Below are 14,133 nucleotides of genomic sequence, written 5' to 3'. Positions count from 1 at the left end.
CTGCGACGTGATCGTCGTCGACACCGCCCACGGCCACTCGATCAAGGTGCTCGACAGCGTCGCCCGCGTGAAGCGGCTCTCGAACGCGGTGCAGGTCATCGCCGGCAACGTCGCGACGCGGGAGGGCACGCAGGCGCTGATCGACGTCGGCGCCGACGCGGTGAAGGTCGGCATCGGACCGGGTTCGATCTGCACCACGCGCATCGTCGCGGGCGTGGGCGTGCCCCAGCTCACCGCGCTGATGGAGGCGGTCGAGGCGGCGCAGGGGGCCGGCATCCCGGTGATCGCCGACGGCGGCATCAAGTATTCCGGGGACCTGGCCAAGGCGATCGCCGCCGGCGCCTCGGTGGCGATGCTCGGCTCGCTGCTCGCCGGCACCGACGAGGCGCCCGGCGAGGTGTTCCTGTACCAGGGCCGGTCCTACAAGAGCTATCGCGGCATGGGCTCCGTCGGCGCGATGGCCCGCGGCTCGGCCGACCGCTACTTCCAGGCCGAGGTCAACGACACGCACAAGCTCGTGCCCGAGGGCATCGAGGGGCAGGTGCCCTACAAGGGCCCGGTGGCCGCCGTGCTGCACCAGCTCGCCGGGGGCTTACGCGCCGCGATGGGCTATGTCGGCGCACCGACCGTGCCCGAGTTCCAGGAGCGGGCGCAGTTCATCCGCATCACCAATGCGGGCCTGCGCGAGAGCCACGTCCACGACGTGACGATCACGCGGGAGAGCCCGAACTACCCGTCGCGGACGTAGGGGCGGCAAGGCCAACGGTCCGTGACCGGCGTCGACCGCGACAAGCGACCGACATTCCGTTACGCAGCCGGGAATGCCCGAGCTGCTCATCACGGATCTCGACGACGCGACCTTCCGGACCATCGCTTTCCAGGCGGAGGCGATGAACCGGTCCGTGGATGCCGTCGTGCCTGATCTGATCCGGATCGGCCTGCTTCACGACGTGGAAGGTCGGGTCGCGGTCTCGGACCGGATACGCTCGATGACGCCGCCCAGGTCTTCCGATGCCGCCCCGCCCGAAGACGGCACGGCGGTCATCCGTGAGCTTCGAGGGCCGATTTGATCGGCATCGACGCGAGCGTCGCGGTCAAATGGTTCATCGACGAGCGGGATTCGCCGGCTGCCCCGGCGATCTTCAACACGCCCGACACGCTACTCGCTCCCGGCCATGCCGTCGGCGAGATCGGCGAAGTGCTGCTGCGCGCGTATCGTCGCAATCTCATGTCGATCGATGCCCTGCGGCGGGCGAACGATACGATGGAGACCTGCCTGATTCTCCGTTCCTCCTCGGTCTCGTCGATCGCGCGACCACCATCGCCATCGATGCGTCGGTGAGCTTCTATGATGCCCTGTACGTCGCCGCCGGAGACCTCTGGTCGCTCGACGTGGTGACGGCGGATGCGAGGCTCTGCGCCAAGCTCGCTCCGACGCGGTGGAGATCGCGGGTACGTCTGTTGGGGGATCTGAAGATCGAAGCAGGCTTTCGTGACTTCGCCCACGAAAGCCTGCTTCGATCTCTGTGTTGCCGCGCCATTCTCGACCGCGAACCGTGGGACACTTCGCGGCAATGATGCTGAGGCCCGCACCGCGTCGTGCATCGCGCGCGCCCATGGACGAATCAGGTTTTCGTAGCCAAGCCAGGACCGTTGCGGAAGCGGGACGATGCGGGTGCCGGTGGTCAGGGCCGGCGCGCCCGTGAGCGGGCGGCCCGAGTCCCGGCCGGGGCTCGGGCCGGACGGTCAGTAGCGCGGACCCGGCGGCGGCGGGCTGCCGTATTCGAGCTGCGTCTTGGCGTCGGGCGCGCGGCGCGGCGGCGGCGTCAGATCGGGCGCGGCCGGCGCGGTGGAGCAGGCGGCGACCGCCAGCATCAGCAGGCCGGCGAGGGTGAGGTGGATCACGGGCGACATGGTTCGTTCCGGCCTTCGCGACGGCAGATGCGTCGACCCGGAGGTTCTGCCCCCCGATCGCGCCGGAAGCCCGGCGGTATCGTGTCGGCGCGGCGGGATAAGCGTGGCCGTATCGCGGCAGCGTTATTTTCTTCGACAGGGACGCCGCTCCGGGTCTATCGGGCGGGCGGCCGTGATCGCCCGAGGAGACAGCCCTGACCCCAGCCGCCCGCTGCGCCGCCGCCATCGAGGTGCTCGCCGACATCGCGGGCCGGCGCCGCCCCGCCGCCGACGCCCTCAAGGACTGGGGCCTCGCCCACCGCTTCGCCGGATCGGGCGACCGCGGCGGCATCGCAAGCCTCGTCTACGACGCGCTCCGGCGCCGGTCCTCCGCCGCCTGGATCATGGCCGACGAGGGGCCGCGCGCGGTGCTGCTCGGGTCGCTGCGCCTGCAGCAGGGCCTCGCCGCCCCCTCGATCGCCGCCCTGTTCAGCGGCGAGGGCTTCGCCCCGGCCAAGCTGACCGACGCGGAAACCCACCGTCTCGAACACGGCAACCTCGGCGATGCGCCGCCGCACGTCGCGGGCGACGTGCCCGAATGGGTGCTGCCGGAGCTGATGGCCATCCTCGGCACGGAGCTGCTGCCGGAGCTCAAGGCGCTTGCCCGGCGCGCGCCGCTCGACATCCGCGTCAACGCCCTGAAGGGTACGCGGGAGGCGGCGATGCCCGGACTCGCCCATCACGGCGCGGCGCCCACACCGCACGCGCCGACGGGGCTGCGCATCCCGATCGGTGCCGACGGGCGCGGGCCGGCGCTTCACGTCGAGCCGGAATTCCTCGACGGCTGGTACGAGATCCAGGACGAGGGCTCGCAGCTCGCCGCGATGCTGACCGGCGCGCAGAGGGCCGAGACGATCGTCGATCTCTGCGCCGGCGGCGGCGGCAAGACCCTGGCGCTGGCCGCGCTCACCGGCAACGACGGCCGGCTCGTCGCCACCGACGACGACCCGCGCCGCCTCGCGCCGATCCACGAGCGCCTGCGCCGATCGGGGGCCGGGGCCGAGGTGCGGACCCCGCGCGGCGGCCGCATGCGCGCCGACGTGCTGGCCGACCTCGACGGGCAGGTGGACCGCGTGCTGGTCGACGCGCCCTGCACCGGCACCGGCACGTGGCGCCGCAACCCCGACGCGAAGTGGCGGCTGCGCCCGGGCAGCCTCGCGGCACGGGTCGCGGAGCAGGCCGCGGTGCTGGACCGTGCCGGCGTGCTGGTGCGGCCGGGTGGGCGCATCACCTACGTCACCTGCTCGCTGCTGCCGGCGGAGAACGACGATGCGGTTGCCGGATTCCTCGCGCGCAACCGTGAGGCGTTCGCCGTCGTCCCGGCCCGCGATGTCGTGGCCGCGCACGCGGCGGGCCTGCATGACGCGCTGCGCTTGACCGCGCACGGGCTCCAGATGAGCCCGGGGCTTACCGGCACGGACGGGTTCTACGTCGCGAGCCTGACGCGGACCCGCTGAGGCGGGGACCGCCAACGGACGTCCGCGGCGCGGAGAACGCCACCGAACCGAGGCCGCTCCGCCGGAGGAGCGCCGCGCCGGCGGGCTTCGGCTCGATCCGGGTCCGCCGTCCGGTACAAGGCCGGCGGCCGAGAGCGGGGCGCGGCCTGCGTTGCACCGCGGAAACGTCTCGTCTAACGCGGACGGCATGAACACCGACCACGACAAGATCCTGATCGTCGATTTCGGCTCCCAGGTGACCCAGCTCATCGCCCGGCGCGTCCGGGAGGAGGGGGTGTATTGCGAGATCGTGCCGTTCACCAAGGCGGCCGCCGCGTTCGCCGAGACACGGCCGAAGGGCGTGATCCTCTCGGGCGGCCCCGAATCGGTGACGCGCGACGCCTCGCCGCGAACGCCGCAGGTGGTGTTCGAGTCCGGCGTGCCCGTCCTCGGCATCTGCTACGGGCAGCAGACCATGGCGGCGCAGCTCGGCGGCGCGGTCGAGGGCGGCCACCACGCCGAGTTCGGGCGCGCCGAGATCGAGATCCTGTCCGATTGCCCGCTGTTCAAGGGTGTCTGGCACGTCGGCGAACGATATCCGGTCTGGATGAGCCACGGCGACCGCGTCACCAAGCTGCCGGACGGCTTCACCACCGTCGCGATCTCGAAGAACGCGCCCTTCGCGGCGGTGGCCGACGAAGCGCGGAGCTACTACGCGGTGCAGTTCCACCCGGAGGTGGCGCACACGCCCCACGGCGCCCTGCTGATCCGCAACTTCGTGCGCGACATCGCCGGCTGCTCCGGCGACTGGACGATGGGCGCCTATCGCGCGGAAGCCGTCGCCAAGATCCGCGAACAGGTCGGCGCGGGACGCGTGATCTGCGGGCTGTCGGGCGGCGTCGATTCCTCCGTCGCCGCCGTGCTGCTGCACGAGGCGATCGGGGATCAGCTCACCTGCGTGTTCGTCGATCACGGCCTGCTCCGCCTGGGCGAGGCCGACGAGGTCGTGCGGCTGTTTCGCGACCACTACAACATCCCGCTGGTCCACGTGGAGGCACAGAAGCTGTTCCTCGACGCGCTGACCGGCGTCAGCGACCCGGAGGAGAAGCGCAAGACGATCGGGCGCCTGTTCATCGACGTGTTCGAGGCGCAGGCGAAGACGATCGGCGGCGCGGCGTTCCTGGCGCAGGGCACGCTGTATCCGGACGTGATCGAGAGCGTGTCGTTCTCGGGCGGTCCCTCGGTGACGATCAAGAGCCACCACAACGTCGGCGGCCTGCCCGAGCGCATGAACATGCAGCTCGTCGAGCCGTTGCGCGAGCTGTTCAAGGACGAGGTCCGTGTCCTGGGCCGCGAACTCGGCCTGCCCGACGCCTTCGTCGGCCGCCACCCGTTCCCCGGTCCCGGCCTCGCGATCCGCTGCCCCGGCACCATCACGCCGGAGAAGCTGGAGGCGCTGCGCAGGGCCGACGCGATCTACCTCGACGAGATCCGGCAGGCGGGGCTCTACGATACGATCTGGCAGGCGTTTGCGGTGATCCTCCCCGTGAAGACGGTGGGCGTGATGGGCGACGGGCGCACCTACGATCACGTCTGCGCCTTGCGCGCCGTCACCTCGGTCGACGGCATGACGGCGGATTTCTATCCGTTCGACATGGCCTTCCTCGGCCGGGTGGCGACGCGCATCATCAACGAGGTCAAGGGCATCAACCGGGTGACCTACGACATCACCTCGAAGCCGCCCGGCACGATCGAGTGGGAATGAGCGTCGCGGTGGCAGTCGCCCGCGCAGTGGGAGGAGGGTTGGTATGAAGGATCGCGTGGACGTCGCCGTCGTCGGGCTCGGCGCCATGGGCAGCGCCGTGCTCTACCAACTGGCGAAGGCCGGCGCCTCCGTCGTCGGGATCGACCGCTTCGCGCCGCCCCACGCCCTGGGATCGAGCCATGGCGAGACCCGCATCACCCGGCAGGCGGTAGGCGAGGGCCGCGACTACGTTCCGTTCGTGCTCGACGCGCATCGCATCTGGCGCGAGCTGGAAGCCGCAACCGGCGACAGCCTGTTCGAGGCCTGCGGCGCACTGGTGATGGCCCCCGGGCACGGCGAGACCTCGCATCACGGCAAGCCCGACTTCGTCAGACGCTCGATCGAGGCGGCGCAGGCCTTCGCGATCCCGCACGAGATCCTCGACGGGGCCGAGGTGGCGCGGCGCTTCCCGCAGTTCCTTGGGCTCGGGGGCGACGAAAAAGCCTATTACGAGCCCGGCGGCGGCTACGTGAGGCCCGAGCGTTGCATCGCGGCTCAGCTCAGGCGGGCCGCCGAACTCGGGGCGGAGATCCGGACCGGCTCCGCGGCGACGGCGATCGAGCGGGACGGTTCGGGCGTCGTCGTCCGCACCGCCGACCGTTCGATCCACGCCGACCGCGCGGTCGTCGCCGCCGGCGCCTGGACCGTGCCGTTGCTCGGTGCGCCCTTCGACCGCCTGCTCACGGTCAACCGCCAGGTGCTGCACTGGTACGCCCTCGACGACACGAGCGCCTACCGCGCGGACGCGCCGGTCTTCATCTGGATGCACGGCACGACCGACACCGACTACCTCTACGGCTTCCCGCCGATGCCGGGCGAGGCGCAGATCAAGGTCGCCACCGAGCAATACGCCACCGCGACCACCGCCGACGCCCTCGACCGGATCGTGAGCCCGGCGGAATCGGCGCAGATGTACCGCCGCCACGTCGAGGGTCGGTTCGCCGGTACGACGCCGCGGGTCGCGCAGGCCGCCGCCTGCCTCTACACGGTCACCCCGGATCGCGGCTTCATCATCGACCGGCACCCCGAGCACGACCGCATCCACGTGGTCTCGGCCTGCTCCGGCCACGGCTTCAAGCACTCCGCGGGCATCGGCAAGGCGGTGGCCGAATGGGTCGCGACGGGGGCGAGCGCGATCGACCTCGCGCCGTTTTCGCTCGCGCGCTTCCGCTGAGCCACGCGCGTGGCGTGCGGATTGCCTCACGAGCGCGTATGCTCGTCCTTCCGCGATGCATGAAACGGTGTGATCCCATGTCCAAGACGGTTCGTGCCCTGATCCTTTCCGGCGCGCTCGCCCTGCCGGGTATCGCCACGGCTGCGGACGGCGTCGAGGCGATCAAGCAGCGCGGCACCCTCGTCGTCGGCGTGAAGGCCGATTACCGGCCTTTCGGCTTCCGCGACCCCACGGGGCGGATCATCGGCATCGAGCCGGATCTGGCCGCCGACGTCGCCAAGCGCCTCGGCGTGAAGCTCGAACTGGTGCCCGTGGTCTCGTCGAACCGGCTGGAATTCCTGCAACAGGGCAAGGTCGACATGCTGATCGCGACGCTGTCGGACAAGCCGGAGCGCCGCCGCGTCGTGCAGGCGATCGATCCGCCGTACTATTCCGACTACGTCAACGTGATGCTCGCCAAGAAGGCCGGCATCAAGGACTGGAACGAGCTGAAGGGCAAGCCGGTCTGCGGCACCTCGGGCGCGTGGTACAACAAGGACATTGCCCGGACCTACGGCGCCGAGATCGTCGCCTTCGACGGCTCCGAGAAGCCGCTTTTCGCGATGAAGCAGGGCAACTGCATCGGCTACGTCTACGATCAGACCTTCATCCAGGGGAAGATGCTCGACGAGGAGTGGAAGGCCGATTACGCGATGCCGCTCAAGGGCGTGCTCGAAGCCCCGTGGATCATGGCGGTGGCGCCCGGCAACGCCACGCTCCAGGCCCTGCTGGAGGCGACGACGAAGGACTGGATGAAGACCGGCCTGATCGTCGAGGCGGAGAAGACGTGGGGCATCACGCCGACGGAGTATTCCAAGGCGATGCACGAGAAGGCCAAGGCCGGCACGAACTGAGACGACGTCTGTGAGCGGCCGGCGGGGTTCGTAGCGATGCACGTCGTGCCGGACTGGTTCCAGCGTCTCTACGACACCACCGGCCTCAACTTCACCGTGTTCTACGATGCCTACGACTGGCACCGCTACGTCTCCGGCCTGCGCATGACGCTGCTGCTCGGCCTCGTCACGATCGCGCTGAGCCTCGTCCTCGGCGCACTCGGCGCGCTGCTCCAGGGCAGCCCGTCGCGGACCCTGCGCGGGCTGGTCAACGGCTTCGTGGTCGTGTTCCGCAACACGCCGCCGCTGGTGCAGATCTTCTTCTTCTATTTCGGCCTCGGCACGCTGCTGCCGGCGGCCGGGACCGCCTCGGGCCTGCGCGAGCCGCTGCTCGGCAACGTGCAATGGGCGATCGTCTCGCTGTCGCTGTTTGCCGCCGCCTTCAACGTCGAGATCTTCCGCTCCGGCATCGAGGCGGTGCCCAGGACCACCGTCGAGGCGGCCGAGGCGCTGGGCTACACCCGCTGGAAGGCGTATCGCCACGTGGTGCTGCCGCTGGCGCTGCGCGTCTGCCTGCCCGCGCTCAACAACAACCTCGTCAACCTGCTGAAGACCACGACGCTCGCCTACGCGATCGCGGTTCCCGAGACGCTCTACGCGGTCAAGCAGATCTGGTCGGAATCGCAGAACGTGCTCGAGATGATGGTCGTGTTGCTTTGCACCTACGGCCTCCTCGTGGGCGGGCTCGTGTGGGTCATGCATCGCTGGGAGCGGGCGCTGCGCATCCCGGGCTACGGGCGATGACGGGCGAGCGGGTCCCCGGCGCCTTGCCGGTGCTGCTGCCGTTCACGCTCTCGCGTACGCGGCTCGGCCTTCGCCCGAGCCCGCGGCACGGCGCGCTTCTCTGCGTCGGCACGGCGCTCACCGCCTCGGCGGCGCTGGCGCAGGGCGACGCGGTGCGGCTCTCGGCCCTGGCGGTGATCGTGAAGTGGGCGCCGCTGCTGCTCTCGGGCTTTGCCTTCAACATCGCGATCTCGCTGCTGGCGATGCTGATCGGTACGGCGGCCGGCACCTTCCTCGGCCTCGCGATGCTGGCCGGGCGCCGCATCGTCGCGCGGGCCGCGTGGGCGGTCACGCAGTTCTTCCGCAACGCGCCGTGGCTGGTGCTGCTGTTCTTCGTGATGTTCCTGGTGCCGTTCCAGGTCACGCTGTTCGGCATCCGCGTCCCGCTGCCCGACTGGGTGAAGGCGACGCTCGGCTTCTCGCTTCCCGTGATGGCCAACGTCGCCGAGATCGTGCGCGGCGCGGTCCGGTCCGTGCCCGACACGCAGTGGGAGGCGGCCGAGTCGCTGGCCTTCACCCGCCGCCAGATCCTGTGGCGGATCATCCTGCCGCAATGCGTCAAGCGCATGCTGCCGCCGTGGATGAACGTCTACGCGCTGGTGGCGATGGCCACCGTCCAGGCCTCGATCGTCGGCGTCTCGGAGATGCTGACGCTGACGGCGCAGGTGCACGCGGCCGAGGGCGGCCGGCCCGAGCTGTTCGCACCTCTCTACGGTTTCGCGCTGCTGTGCTTCTTCCTCTACTGCTACCCGATCACCCGCTGGACCGAGCGCCTCGAACGCCGCTTCCAGATCCGCTGAGACCCCGATGTCCCCGGCCTCGACCTCCGACCCGCCGATCGTCCAGCTCGTCGACGTGCGAAAATCCTTCGGCACGGTGGAGGTGCTGAAGGGCATCAGCCTCGACGTGCGCAGGGGCGAGGTGATCTGCATCATCGGCCCGTCCGGCTCGGGCAAGTCGACGCTGATCCGCTGCATCAACGCGCTGGTGCCGGTCACCTCCGGCACGATCCGCGTCGCCGGCATCGAAGTCGCCGACCCGAAGCTCGACACGCTGGCCCTGCGCCGCAAGGTCGGCATGGTATTCCAGCAGTACAACCTGTTCCCGCACAAGACCGCCTTGCAGAACGTGATGATGGCGCCGATCCACGTGCTCAGCCAGGACAGGCGCGAGGTCGAGGTGCGCGCCCGCGCGCTGATGGCCAAGGTGCGGCTCTCGGGCAAGGAGGACGCCTATCCGGGCGAGCTTTCGGGCGGCCAGCAGCAGCGCGTCGCCATCGCCCGCTCGCTGGCGATGCGGCCCGACGTGATGCTGTTCGACGAGGTCACCGCGGCGCTCGATCCGGAGACCGTCAAGGAGGTGCTGGCCACGATCCGCGAACTGGCCGAGGACGGCATGACCTGCCTGCTCGTCACCCACGAGATGAACTTCGCCCGCGAGATCGCCGACCACGTCTACTTCACCGACGGCGGCGTGATCGTCGAGCACGGACCGCCAGCCCGCCTGTTCTCGGCAGCACAGGACGAGCGGACGCGGCGGTTCCTGTCGCAGGTGTTGTAAACCCGTTCCCAAGCGCGGTTCACCCGACCGCGGGCGGATTGCGGACGGGAGATCCGGCTCGGCCACGACGGGCGGGCCGGGACGGGCGGGCGGGCCGGACCCGATGTCGGTCCCGACGACGAAGGAAGCGAGCGATGACTGCGGCCACCGACATCACGTTCGATCAGATCCGCGAGCGCGCGCGGGAGATCTGGGAGCGGAACCATCGGCCCGACGGGCTCGACATCGCGTTCTGGCTCCTCGCCGAGCGCGAGCTGAAGGCCGAGGCGGCCCGGGCCGTGGCGGCGCCGACGGAGAGCGGGACGGATGACGGGCCGGATCGCCGCGGCGGAAGCTAGTGGTAGAAACCTGACGCTCCGTACCCACCACGAACATCCGCGATGGGTGGAAAGCGGACCCAGACTCCAGCATGTCTGCTTCGTCGTTCTCGGACGAACGGTCGGGCCTCTCCAAAGGTTAAACCCACCTGAGTGGAAACTTGCTCGCCACCTGGTCAGAGCGCGAGACGTGCTGAAGCGCATCTGAGAGGTCGGTGATCGCACCTGCGTCAACGAAGTCGTAGATGACCTTAACATCTCTCTCAACCAAGCCCCCATTCTCGTCGTGGTAGGCGTACTTTCTTGTCTCCCCCAGGGAGGTGAAGAGCGCAGGCCAAAGTTGCGCGGCTAGGGCGTGCTCACCGGAGGCGTCGTCCCCAAAGTTGAAGTCGCTGCAAACAACTCCGCAGGCCAACCACTGCCCATCTTTCTCTTTCAGCACACAACCCCCGCTCATACCTGAGTAGAACGGTGTGCTGACCTGAAAGCAGGGAAACTTTAGGTGACGGACCCCGTCATGGTACACGTCGGTCACAGAAGCCTCAACGCACTGAAATTTCGCGTTGACAGCTATGAAGGCTGCACCTCCACCTACTGCGATCTTGTGAGAGGCTTTTGCCTCGCTGTCGAAGTAGCCAACTACGAGGACTTTATCTCCGACACTTGGCGGCTCCGACAGAAGCCCGATCCGCCGCCTAATCTCCAAGGTAGGCTGCTCCTCAGCCTTCAGGAGCAAAAAACAGACGTCGACATCTGATCTTGAATATCCCTGAGCGGCTTCAAGCGCGTAGCTCATGAACGGCGGCACGTCGTCATGCTTGACGTGAGTTATGATTTTTACCTTCCGCCATTCCTTTCGGGTCTCGTCGAACTGGAAAACGGAGGAAGGGTGAGGCGCTACCCTGGACGGAGTGTCCTGCGCCGTAGCGTATTGGACTGCGTGCGTCGCAGTCACCCCAATCGCGTACTCGCCCATCGCGGCAACGATGAAACATGTGCCGCAGACCATAACGTCTCGATCTGGAAGATCGATCAGGAGGGGACCAACGACATACGATAGGGCGGTTCGAAGTGAGTCCATGCCGTCTCCTTAGGAGCTTACTGGGGTCCGTTATGTCTCAATCCGGACGCTGGGGGAGCCAGCTCATCCTTCCGCTAAGGGTTGGAAGCGGACCCAGGGCATGGGTTCTATCCGTTAGATTTCGACCACTAGCGCCGTCGCTGGTCCCGTCGGATCGGGGACGGCTCCAAACCCCTCGGAAGCCACAGCTTGACTGTGCTCACGAGCCGGCGTCTAAACAGGTTTCCGGCGTCAGGACGCGTGTTTCGCCGCGAACCATGGCCGGATAGCCTGTCGATCGTCCAACCATGCGGCTTCGAATCCTCCCGATCGGTGCCCTTGGGCTCGCGCTCGCAGCCCTCGCCATCGCCGCAGCGTGGCCCGTCCTGAACGATCGGGTGAAGGCGGCGCTGGAACGTCGGCTGTCAGTGGAAACCGGCCAGCCCTGGCGGATCGGCAGTCTCGCTCCCACGCTCGATCCCGCGCCCGGCCTCGTCCTCGGCGAGGTGCGGGTCGGGACGGGATCCGAGGGTTTGGGCGCGACGATGCGGCGGCTGCGGATCGCCGTGCCGGTGGCGCTGCTTCTCGGACAGGCCGGCTCGGGAAGCGCGTTCGCGGAGGACGTCACGGTCCGCCTGCCGCTCGCATCGCCGCCGGGCGGCCCCGCGCCGGGCTCCGAGGCGAGGCCGGAGCCGGGCGCGCTGCGGCCCTCCTCGATCCGCATCGTGGCCGGCGGCGCGCTGGCGCAACCCGCCGCCTCCGGGGATGGTCTGACGGTCGCGATCCGGACCGTCGACCTCGCCTACGATCTCGCCGCGGATGCTCCGCCGCCCGCCATCCGGCTCGACCTCGATCTCGCCGGCACCCGTGCCGTGTTGGAGGCCGATCCGCCCGGGGCGGACGCGGCGCGGCCGGTCCGCCTCACGCTGAACCCGGGCACCGGCCCACGGATCGCCGCGACGGCCTCGGCGCGCCTCGCGCCGGCCGTGCTCCGCCTCGACGCGATCGTCGGCAGCATCGACCGCGCCCCGTTCACCGGGAGCCTCGCCGTGGAGCGGGCGGGCAAGCCCCGTCTCGTCGCGGCCCTCCGTCTCGATGCCCTCGCCCTCACCGGTGAGGACGGCTCCGCGCCGCGGGGGGATGGCGAGATGCTGTCCGTCGCCGTTCCGGCGGACGCGCTCCCGCAGGTCGCGTGGTTCCGCCTGTTCGATGCGAGCGCGGATCTCGCCATCGCGCGCCTCGCGCTCGGGCCGGTGGCGCTGAGCGGCGTCGCCCTGACCGCGCGGGTGAAGGGCGGGAGCCTCGATGCCGCCCTGGTCTCGGCCGCGCTCTACGCGGGAAGCGCGCGGGGCCGCTACGTCCTCGGGCCGGACGCCGCCGGCGCGGGCCGGCACCAGATCGGCCTGTCGCTGAACGGGGTGCGGGTGCGCCCGCTGCTGGCCGATGTCGCCGGCATCCAGGGGCTCGACGGCACCGGCACCGCCCGGCTCGACCTCCAGGCGACGGGAACACGGACCGCCGACCTGCTCCGCTCGGCCGCGGGCGCGGGCGAATTCTCGGTGGCCGACGGGCGGATCGACGGGCTCGATCTCGCCCGCGCGGCCGGCTTCCTCGGCGGGTCCGGCGGCGGTCTCGCCACGCGCCTCGACGTGCTCGGCGGCACCGTCGCGGTCGCCGACGGGCAGGCGGTGACCAACGACCTCCGCCTGAAGACCGGCCTCCTCGATACCGAGGGCGTCGGCAGTATCGACCTGATCGGCCGCAGCCTCGACATCCGCCTCAAGCCGCTGAAGGTGGTGCCGGGCTCGGGCGGGCGTCTCGACGTGCCGATCCGCATCTCCGGTCCCTGGGCCGATCCGGCCGTCTCGGCCGACTTCTCCGGCCTCGCGCGGGACCCGGCGAGCGCGATCCAGGGCCTGCAGAACCTCGGCGGCGGCATCCTCGGAACCGAGGGCGGCGGTCTCGGCGGGCTGCTCGATTCCATCCTGCCGAAGGCCGGCCCGCCGCGCCGGCAGCGACCCTGATGGTTCCCACGATCGGAAGCGATTCGCCCTCATGACCGCAGGCTCTAGGCAGGTTTCGCAAAAGTGCCCCGCGGTTTTGCGAAAAAAACCTGCGATAAGCCAAGGACCCAAGCGGGCGAAGCGTTGGTCTGCCAACGCGAGCCTGCTTGGTCCGACCGGCCGACCGCGCGCGTCCCGCCGCCGCGCCGCCGCGTGCCTCGCCGTCCTCCTCGTCGCGGCGGCCGCCGATGTCCGCGCCGAGGACACGGACGCGACGCGCCTCGCCGCCCTGCCGGTGAGCGTGCGGCCGGCGCGCAACCTGTGCTTCTCCGACCGCGTCGCGGTCACCGGCACGCTCGACGCCCGCGAGCAGGTCGAGGTCGGACCCGAGCGCGAGGGCTTCAAGGTCACGCAGGTGCTGGCGAACCCGCTCGACGCGGTCGGCGCGGGCCAGGTGCTGGCCCGGCTCGGTCCCCTGGAGGGGCCGGCGGATGCGGGCAACGCGGTCGCGGTCCGGGCGCCGGTCGCCGGGATGGTCCTGCGCAGCCGCGCGGTGCTCGGACAGCCGGCCTCGCCGCGGCAGGGGGCGCTGTTCGACATCGTCGCCGGCGGCGCGATCGAACTGAACGCCGAGGTGCCGCTCGCCGACCTCGCGCGGATCAAGCCGGGCCAGGCGGTGGCGGTGCGGCCGCTCGGCCTGCCCGAGATCGCGGGCACCGTGCGGCGGATCGAGACCGGCGCGGAGGCCGCGGTGCAGGTCGGGCGCGTCCGGATCGCGCTGACGGCGACGCCGGACGCGCGGATCGGGACCTTCGCGCGCGGGCTCGTCACGGTCGGGCGGCGCTGCGGCGTCGGGGTGCCCTATTCGGCGGTCCAGTACGAGCCGGACGGCACCATCGTCCACATCGTCGACGGGACGCGGGTCGAGGCGCGGCAGGTCTCGGTCGGGCTCCTGTCCGGCGGCAACGCCGAGATCCGATCGGGCCTCTCCGAAGCCGACCTCGTGGTGGTCCGCGCCGGCGCGTTCCTGCGTGAGGGCGATCAGGTCGAGCCGGTCGTGGTCCGCGACCCGGCGGAGGTCGGCAGGACGCCGCGCGGGCGGTGATCGCGG

16 protein-coding genes are annotated in these 14,133 nt (G+C 70.2%); 14 read left to right on the top strand and 2 right to left on the bottom strand.

Going from position 1 to position 14,133, the window contains the following annotated elements; translation table 11 throughout:
• The 4 genes from ACFE86_RS01905 to ACFE86_RS01890 form a co-directional block, all read left to right on the top strand.
• Positions 1-748: IMP dehydrogenase (locus tag ACFE86_RS01905; protein ID WP_375453637.1), on the top strand; the 748-nt coding region annotated here is incomplete at its 5' end.
• 73 nt (positions 749-821) lie between these two features.
• Positions 822-1,070 (top strand): hypothetical protein, encoded by a 249-nt coding sequence (locus ACFE86_RS01900; protein ID WP_375453636.1) that lies wholly within the window; start codon positions 822-824, stop codon positions 1,068-1,070.
• On the top strand, positions 1,067-1,342 hold the full coding sequence (locus ACFE86_RS01895; protein WP_375453635.1) for a type II toxin-antitoxin system VapC family toxin: 276 nt from the start codon (positions 1,067-1,069) through the stop codon (positions 1,340-1,342). Before ACFE86_RS01900 ends, ACFE86_RS01895 begins: the two co-directional genes overlap by 4 nt.
• A complete protein-coding gene (locus ACFE86_RS01890; protein ID WP_375453634.1) occupies positions 1,339-1,578 on the top strand; it encodes a hypothetical protein in 240 nt (79 codons plus the stop codon). Before ACFE86_RS01895 ends, ACFE86_RS01890 begins: the two co-directional genes overlap by 4 nt.
• 168 nt (positions 1,579-1,746) lie before the next feature.
• On the opposite strand, the gene ACFE86_RS01885 is transcribed toward ACFE86_RS01890, so the two are convergent.
• Positions 1,747-1,914 carry a hypothetical protein gene (locus tag ACFE86_RS01885; RefSeq protein WP_375453633.1) on the bottom strand — a complete coding sequence of 56 codons (168 nt, stop codon included), beginning with the start codon at positions 1,912-1,914 and terminating at the stop codon, positions 1,747-1,749.
• Positions 1,915-2,108: 194 nt separating this feature from the next.
• Here ACFE86_RS01885 and ACFE86_RS01880 point away from each other — a divergent pair, with 194 nt between their 5' ends.
• The 8 genes from ACFE86_RS01880 to ACFE86_RS01845 all read left to right on the top strand — a co-directional run bounded on the left by ACFE86_RS01880 (position 2,109) and on the right by ACFE86_RS01845 (position 9,980).
• Entirely contained in the window at positions 2,109-3,410 is a 1,302-nt protein-coding gene (locus ACFE86_RS01880; protein WP_375453640.1) for an RsmB/NOP family class I SAM-dependent RNA methyltransferase, read from the top strand.
• 187 nt (positions 3,411-3,597) lie between these two features.
• On the top strand, positions 3,598-5,154 hold the full coding sequence (guaA, locus tag ACFE86_RS01875) for a glutamine-hydrolyzing GMP synthase (RefSeq protein WP_375453632.1): 1,557 nt from the start codon (positions 3,598-3,600) through the stop codon (positions 5,152-5,154).
• Between the two features lie 43 nt (positions 5,155-5,197).
• A complete protein-coding gene (gene solA / locus ACFE86_RS01870) occupies positions 5,198-6,367 on the top strand; it encodes an N-methyl-L-tryptophan oxidase (protein WP_375453631.1) in 1,170 nt (389 codons plus the stop codon).
• Positions 6,368-6,444: 77 nt separating this feature from the next.
• The gene (locus tag ACFE86_RS01865; protein WP_375453630.1) at positions 6,445-7,260 is read left to right on the top strand and encodes a transporter substrate-binding domain-containing protein; all 816 of its coding nucleotides are present in this window, start codon (positions 6,445-6,447) and stop codon (positions 7,258-7,260) included.
• Positions 7,261-7,296: 36 nt separating this feature from the next.
• Complete coding sequence (locus ACFE86_RS01860; protein WP_375453629.1) at positions 7,297-8,043, top strand: amino acid ABC transporter permease; 747 nt, start codon at positions 7,297-7,299, stop codon at positions 8,041-8,043.
• Positions 8,040-8,882 carry an amino acid ABC transporter permease gene (locus tag ACFE86_RS01855; protein ID WP_375453628.1) on the top strand — a complete coding sequence of 281 codons (843 nt, stop codon included), beginning with the start codon at positions 8,040-8,042 and terminating at the stop codon, positions 8,880-8,882. The genes ACFE86_RS01860 and ACFE86_RS01855 overlap by 4 nt, the downstream gene beginning before the upstream one ends.
• A gap of 7 nt (positions 8,883-8,889) precedes the next feature.
• Positions 8,890-9,642: an amino acid ABC transporter ATP-binding protein gene (locus tag ACFE86_RS01850; RefSeq protein ID WP_375453627.1), complete on the top strand. Its 753-nt coding sequence runs from the start codon at positions 8,890-8,892 to the stop codon at positions 9,640-9,642.
• 134 nt (positions 9,643-9,776) lie between these two features.
• Positions 9,777-9,980 carry a DUF2934 domain-containing protein gene (locus ACFE86_RS01845; RefSeq protein WP_375453626.1) on the top strand — a complete coding sequence of 68 codons (204 nt, stop codon included), beginning with the start codon at positions 9,777-9,779 and terminating at the stop codon, positions 9,978-9,980.
• Positions 9,981-10,098: 118 nt separating this feature from the next.
• On the opposite strand, the gene ACFE86_RS01840 is transcribed toward ACFE86_RS01845, so the two are convergent.
• Positions 10,099-11,040 carry a trypsin-like peptidase domain-containing protein gene (locus ACFE86_RS01840; protein ID WP_375453625.1) on the bottom strand — a complete coding sequence of 314 codons (942 nt, stop codon included), beginning with the start codon at positions 11,038-11,040 and terminating at the stop codon, positions 10,099-10,101.
• A gap of 287 nt (positions 11,041-11,327) precedes the next feature.
• On the opposite strand from ACFE86_RS01840, the gene ACFE86_RS01835 reads away from it, so the two are divergent.
• Positions 11,328-13,043 carry an AsmA family protein gene (locus ACFE86_RS01835; RefSeq protein ID WP_375453624.1) on the top strand — a complete coding sequence of 572 codons (1,716 nt, stop codon included), beginning with the start codon at positions 11,328-11,330 and terminating at the stop codon, positions 13,041-13,043.
• Positions 13,044-13,317: 274 nt separating this feature from the next.
• The gene (locus ACFE86_RS01830) at positions 13,318-14,127 is read left to right on the top strand and encodes an efflux RND transporter periplasmic adaptor subunit (RefSeq protein WP_375453623.1); all 810 of its coding nucleotides are present in this window, start codon (positions 13,318-13,320) and stop codon (positions 14,125-14,127) included.
• Positions 14,128-14,133: the final 6 nt, after the last annotated feature.

Origin of the sequence: uncultured Methylobacterium sp., assembly GCF_964244095.1 — a bacterium.
In the GTDB taxonomy this organism is placed as follows: domain Bacteria; phylum Pseudomonadota; class Alphaproteobacteria; order Rhizobiales; family Beijerinckiaceae; genus Methylobacterium.
The sequence above is the reverse complement of the archived record's forward strand: the minus strand, read 5'-3'. Positions and strand labels throughout refer to the sequence as shown.

What these genes read in the sequence shown, in the direction of transcription:
- ACFE86_RS01855 (WP_375453628.1), top strand. Translation starts at nt 8,040, where the DNA reads ATGACGGGCGAGCGGGTCCCCGGCGCCTTGCCGGTGCTGCTGCCGTTC.
- solA (WP_375453631.1), top strand. Translation starts at nt 5,198, where the DNA reads ATGAAGGATCGCGTGGACGTCGCCGTCGTCGGGCTCGGCGCCATGGGC.
- ACFE86_RS01860 (WP_375453629.1), top strand. Translation starts at nt 7,297, where the DNA reads ATGCACGTCGTGCCGGACTGGTTCCAGCGTCTCTACGACACCACCGGC.
- ACFE86_RS01885 (WP_375453633.1), bottom strand. Translation starts at nt 1,914, where the DNA reads ATGTCGCCCGTGATCCACCTCACCCTCGCCGGCCTGCTGATGCTGGCG.
- ACFE86_RS01865 (WP_375453630.1), top strand. Translation starts at nt 6,445, where the DNA reads ATGTCCAAGACGGTTCGTGCCCTGATCCTTTCCGGCGCGCTCGCCCTG.
- ACFE86_RS01840 (WP_375453625.1), bottom strand. Translation starts at nt 11,040, where the DNA reads ATGGACTCACTTCGAACCGCCCTATCGTATGTCGTTGGTCCCCTCCTG.
- ACFE86_RS01850 (WP_375453627.1), top strand. Translation starts at nt 8,890, where the DNA reads ATGTCCCCGGCCTCGACCTCCGACCCGCCGATCGTCCAGCTCGTCGAC.
- ACFE86_RS01900 (WP_375453636.1), top strand. Translation starts at nt 822, where the DNA reads ATGCCCGAGCTGCTCATCACGGATCTCGACGACGCGACCTTCCGGACC.
- ACFE86_RS01845 (WP_375453626.1), top strand. Translation starts at nt 9,777, where the DNA reads ATGACTGCGGCCACCGACATCACGTTCGATCAGATCCGCGAGCGCGCG.
- ACFE86_RS01835 (WP_375453624.1), top strand. Translation starts at nt 11,328, where the DNA reads ATGCGGCTTCGAATCCTCCCGATCGGTGCCCTTGGGCTCGCGCTCGCA.
- guaA (WP_375453632.1), top strand. Translation starts at nt 3,598, where the DNA reads ATGAACACCGACCACGACAAGATCCTGATCGTCGATTTCGGCTCCCAG.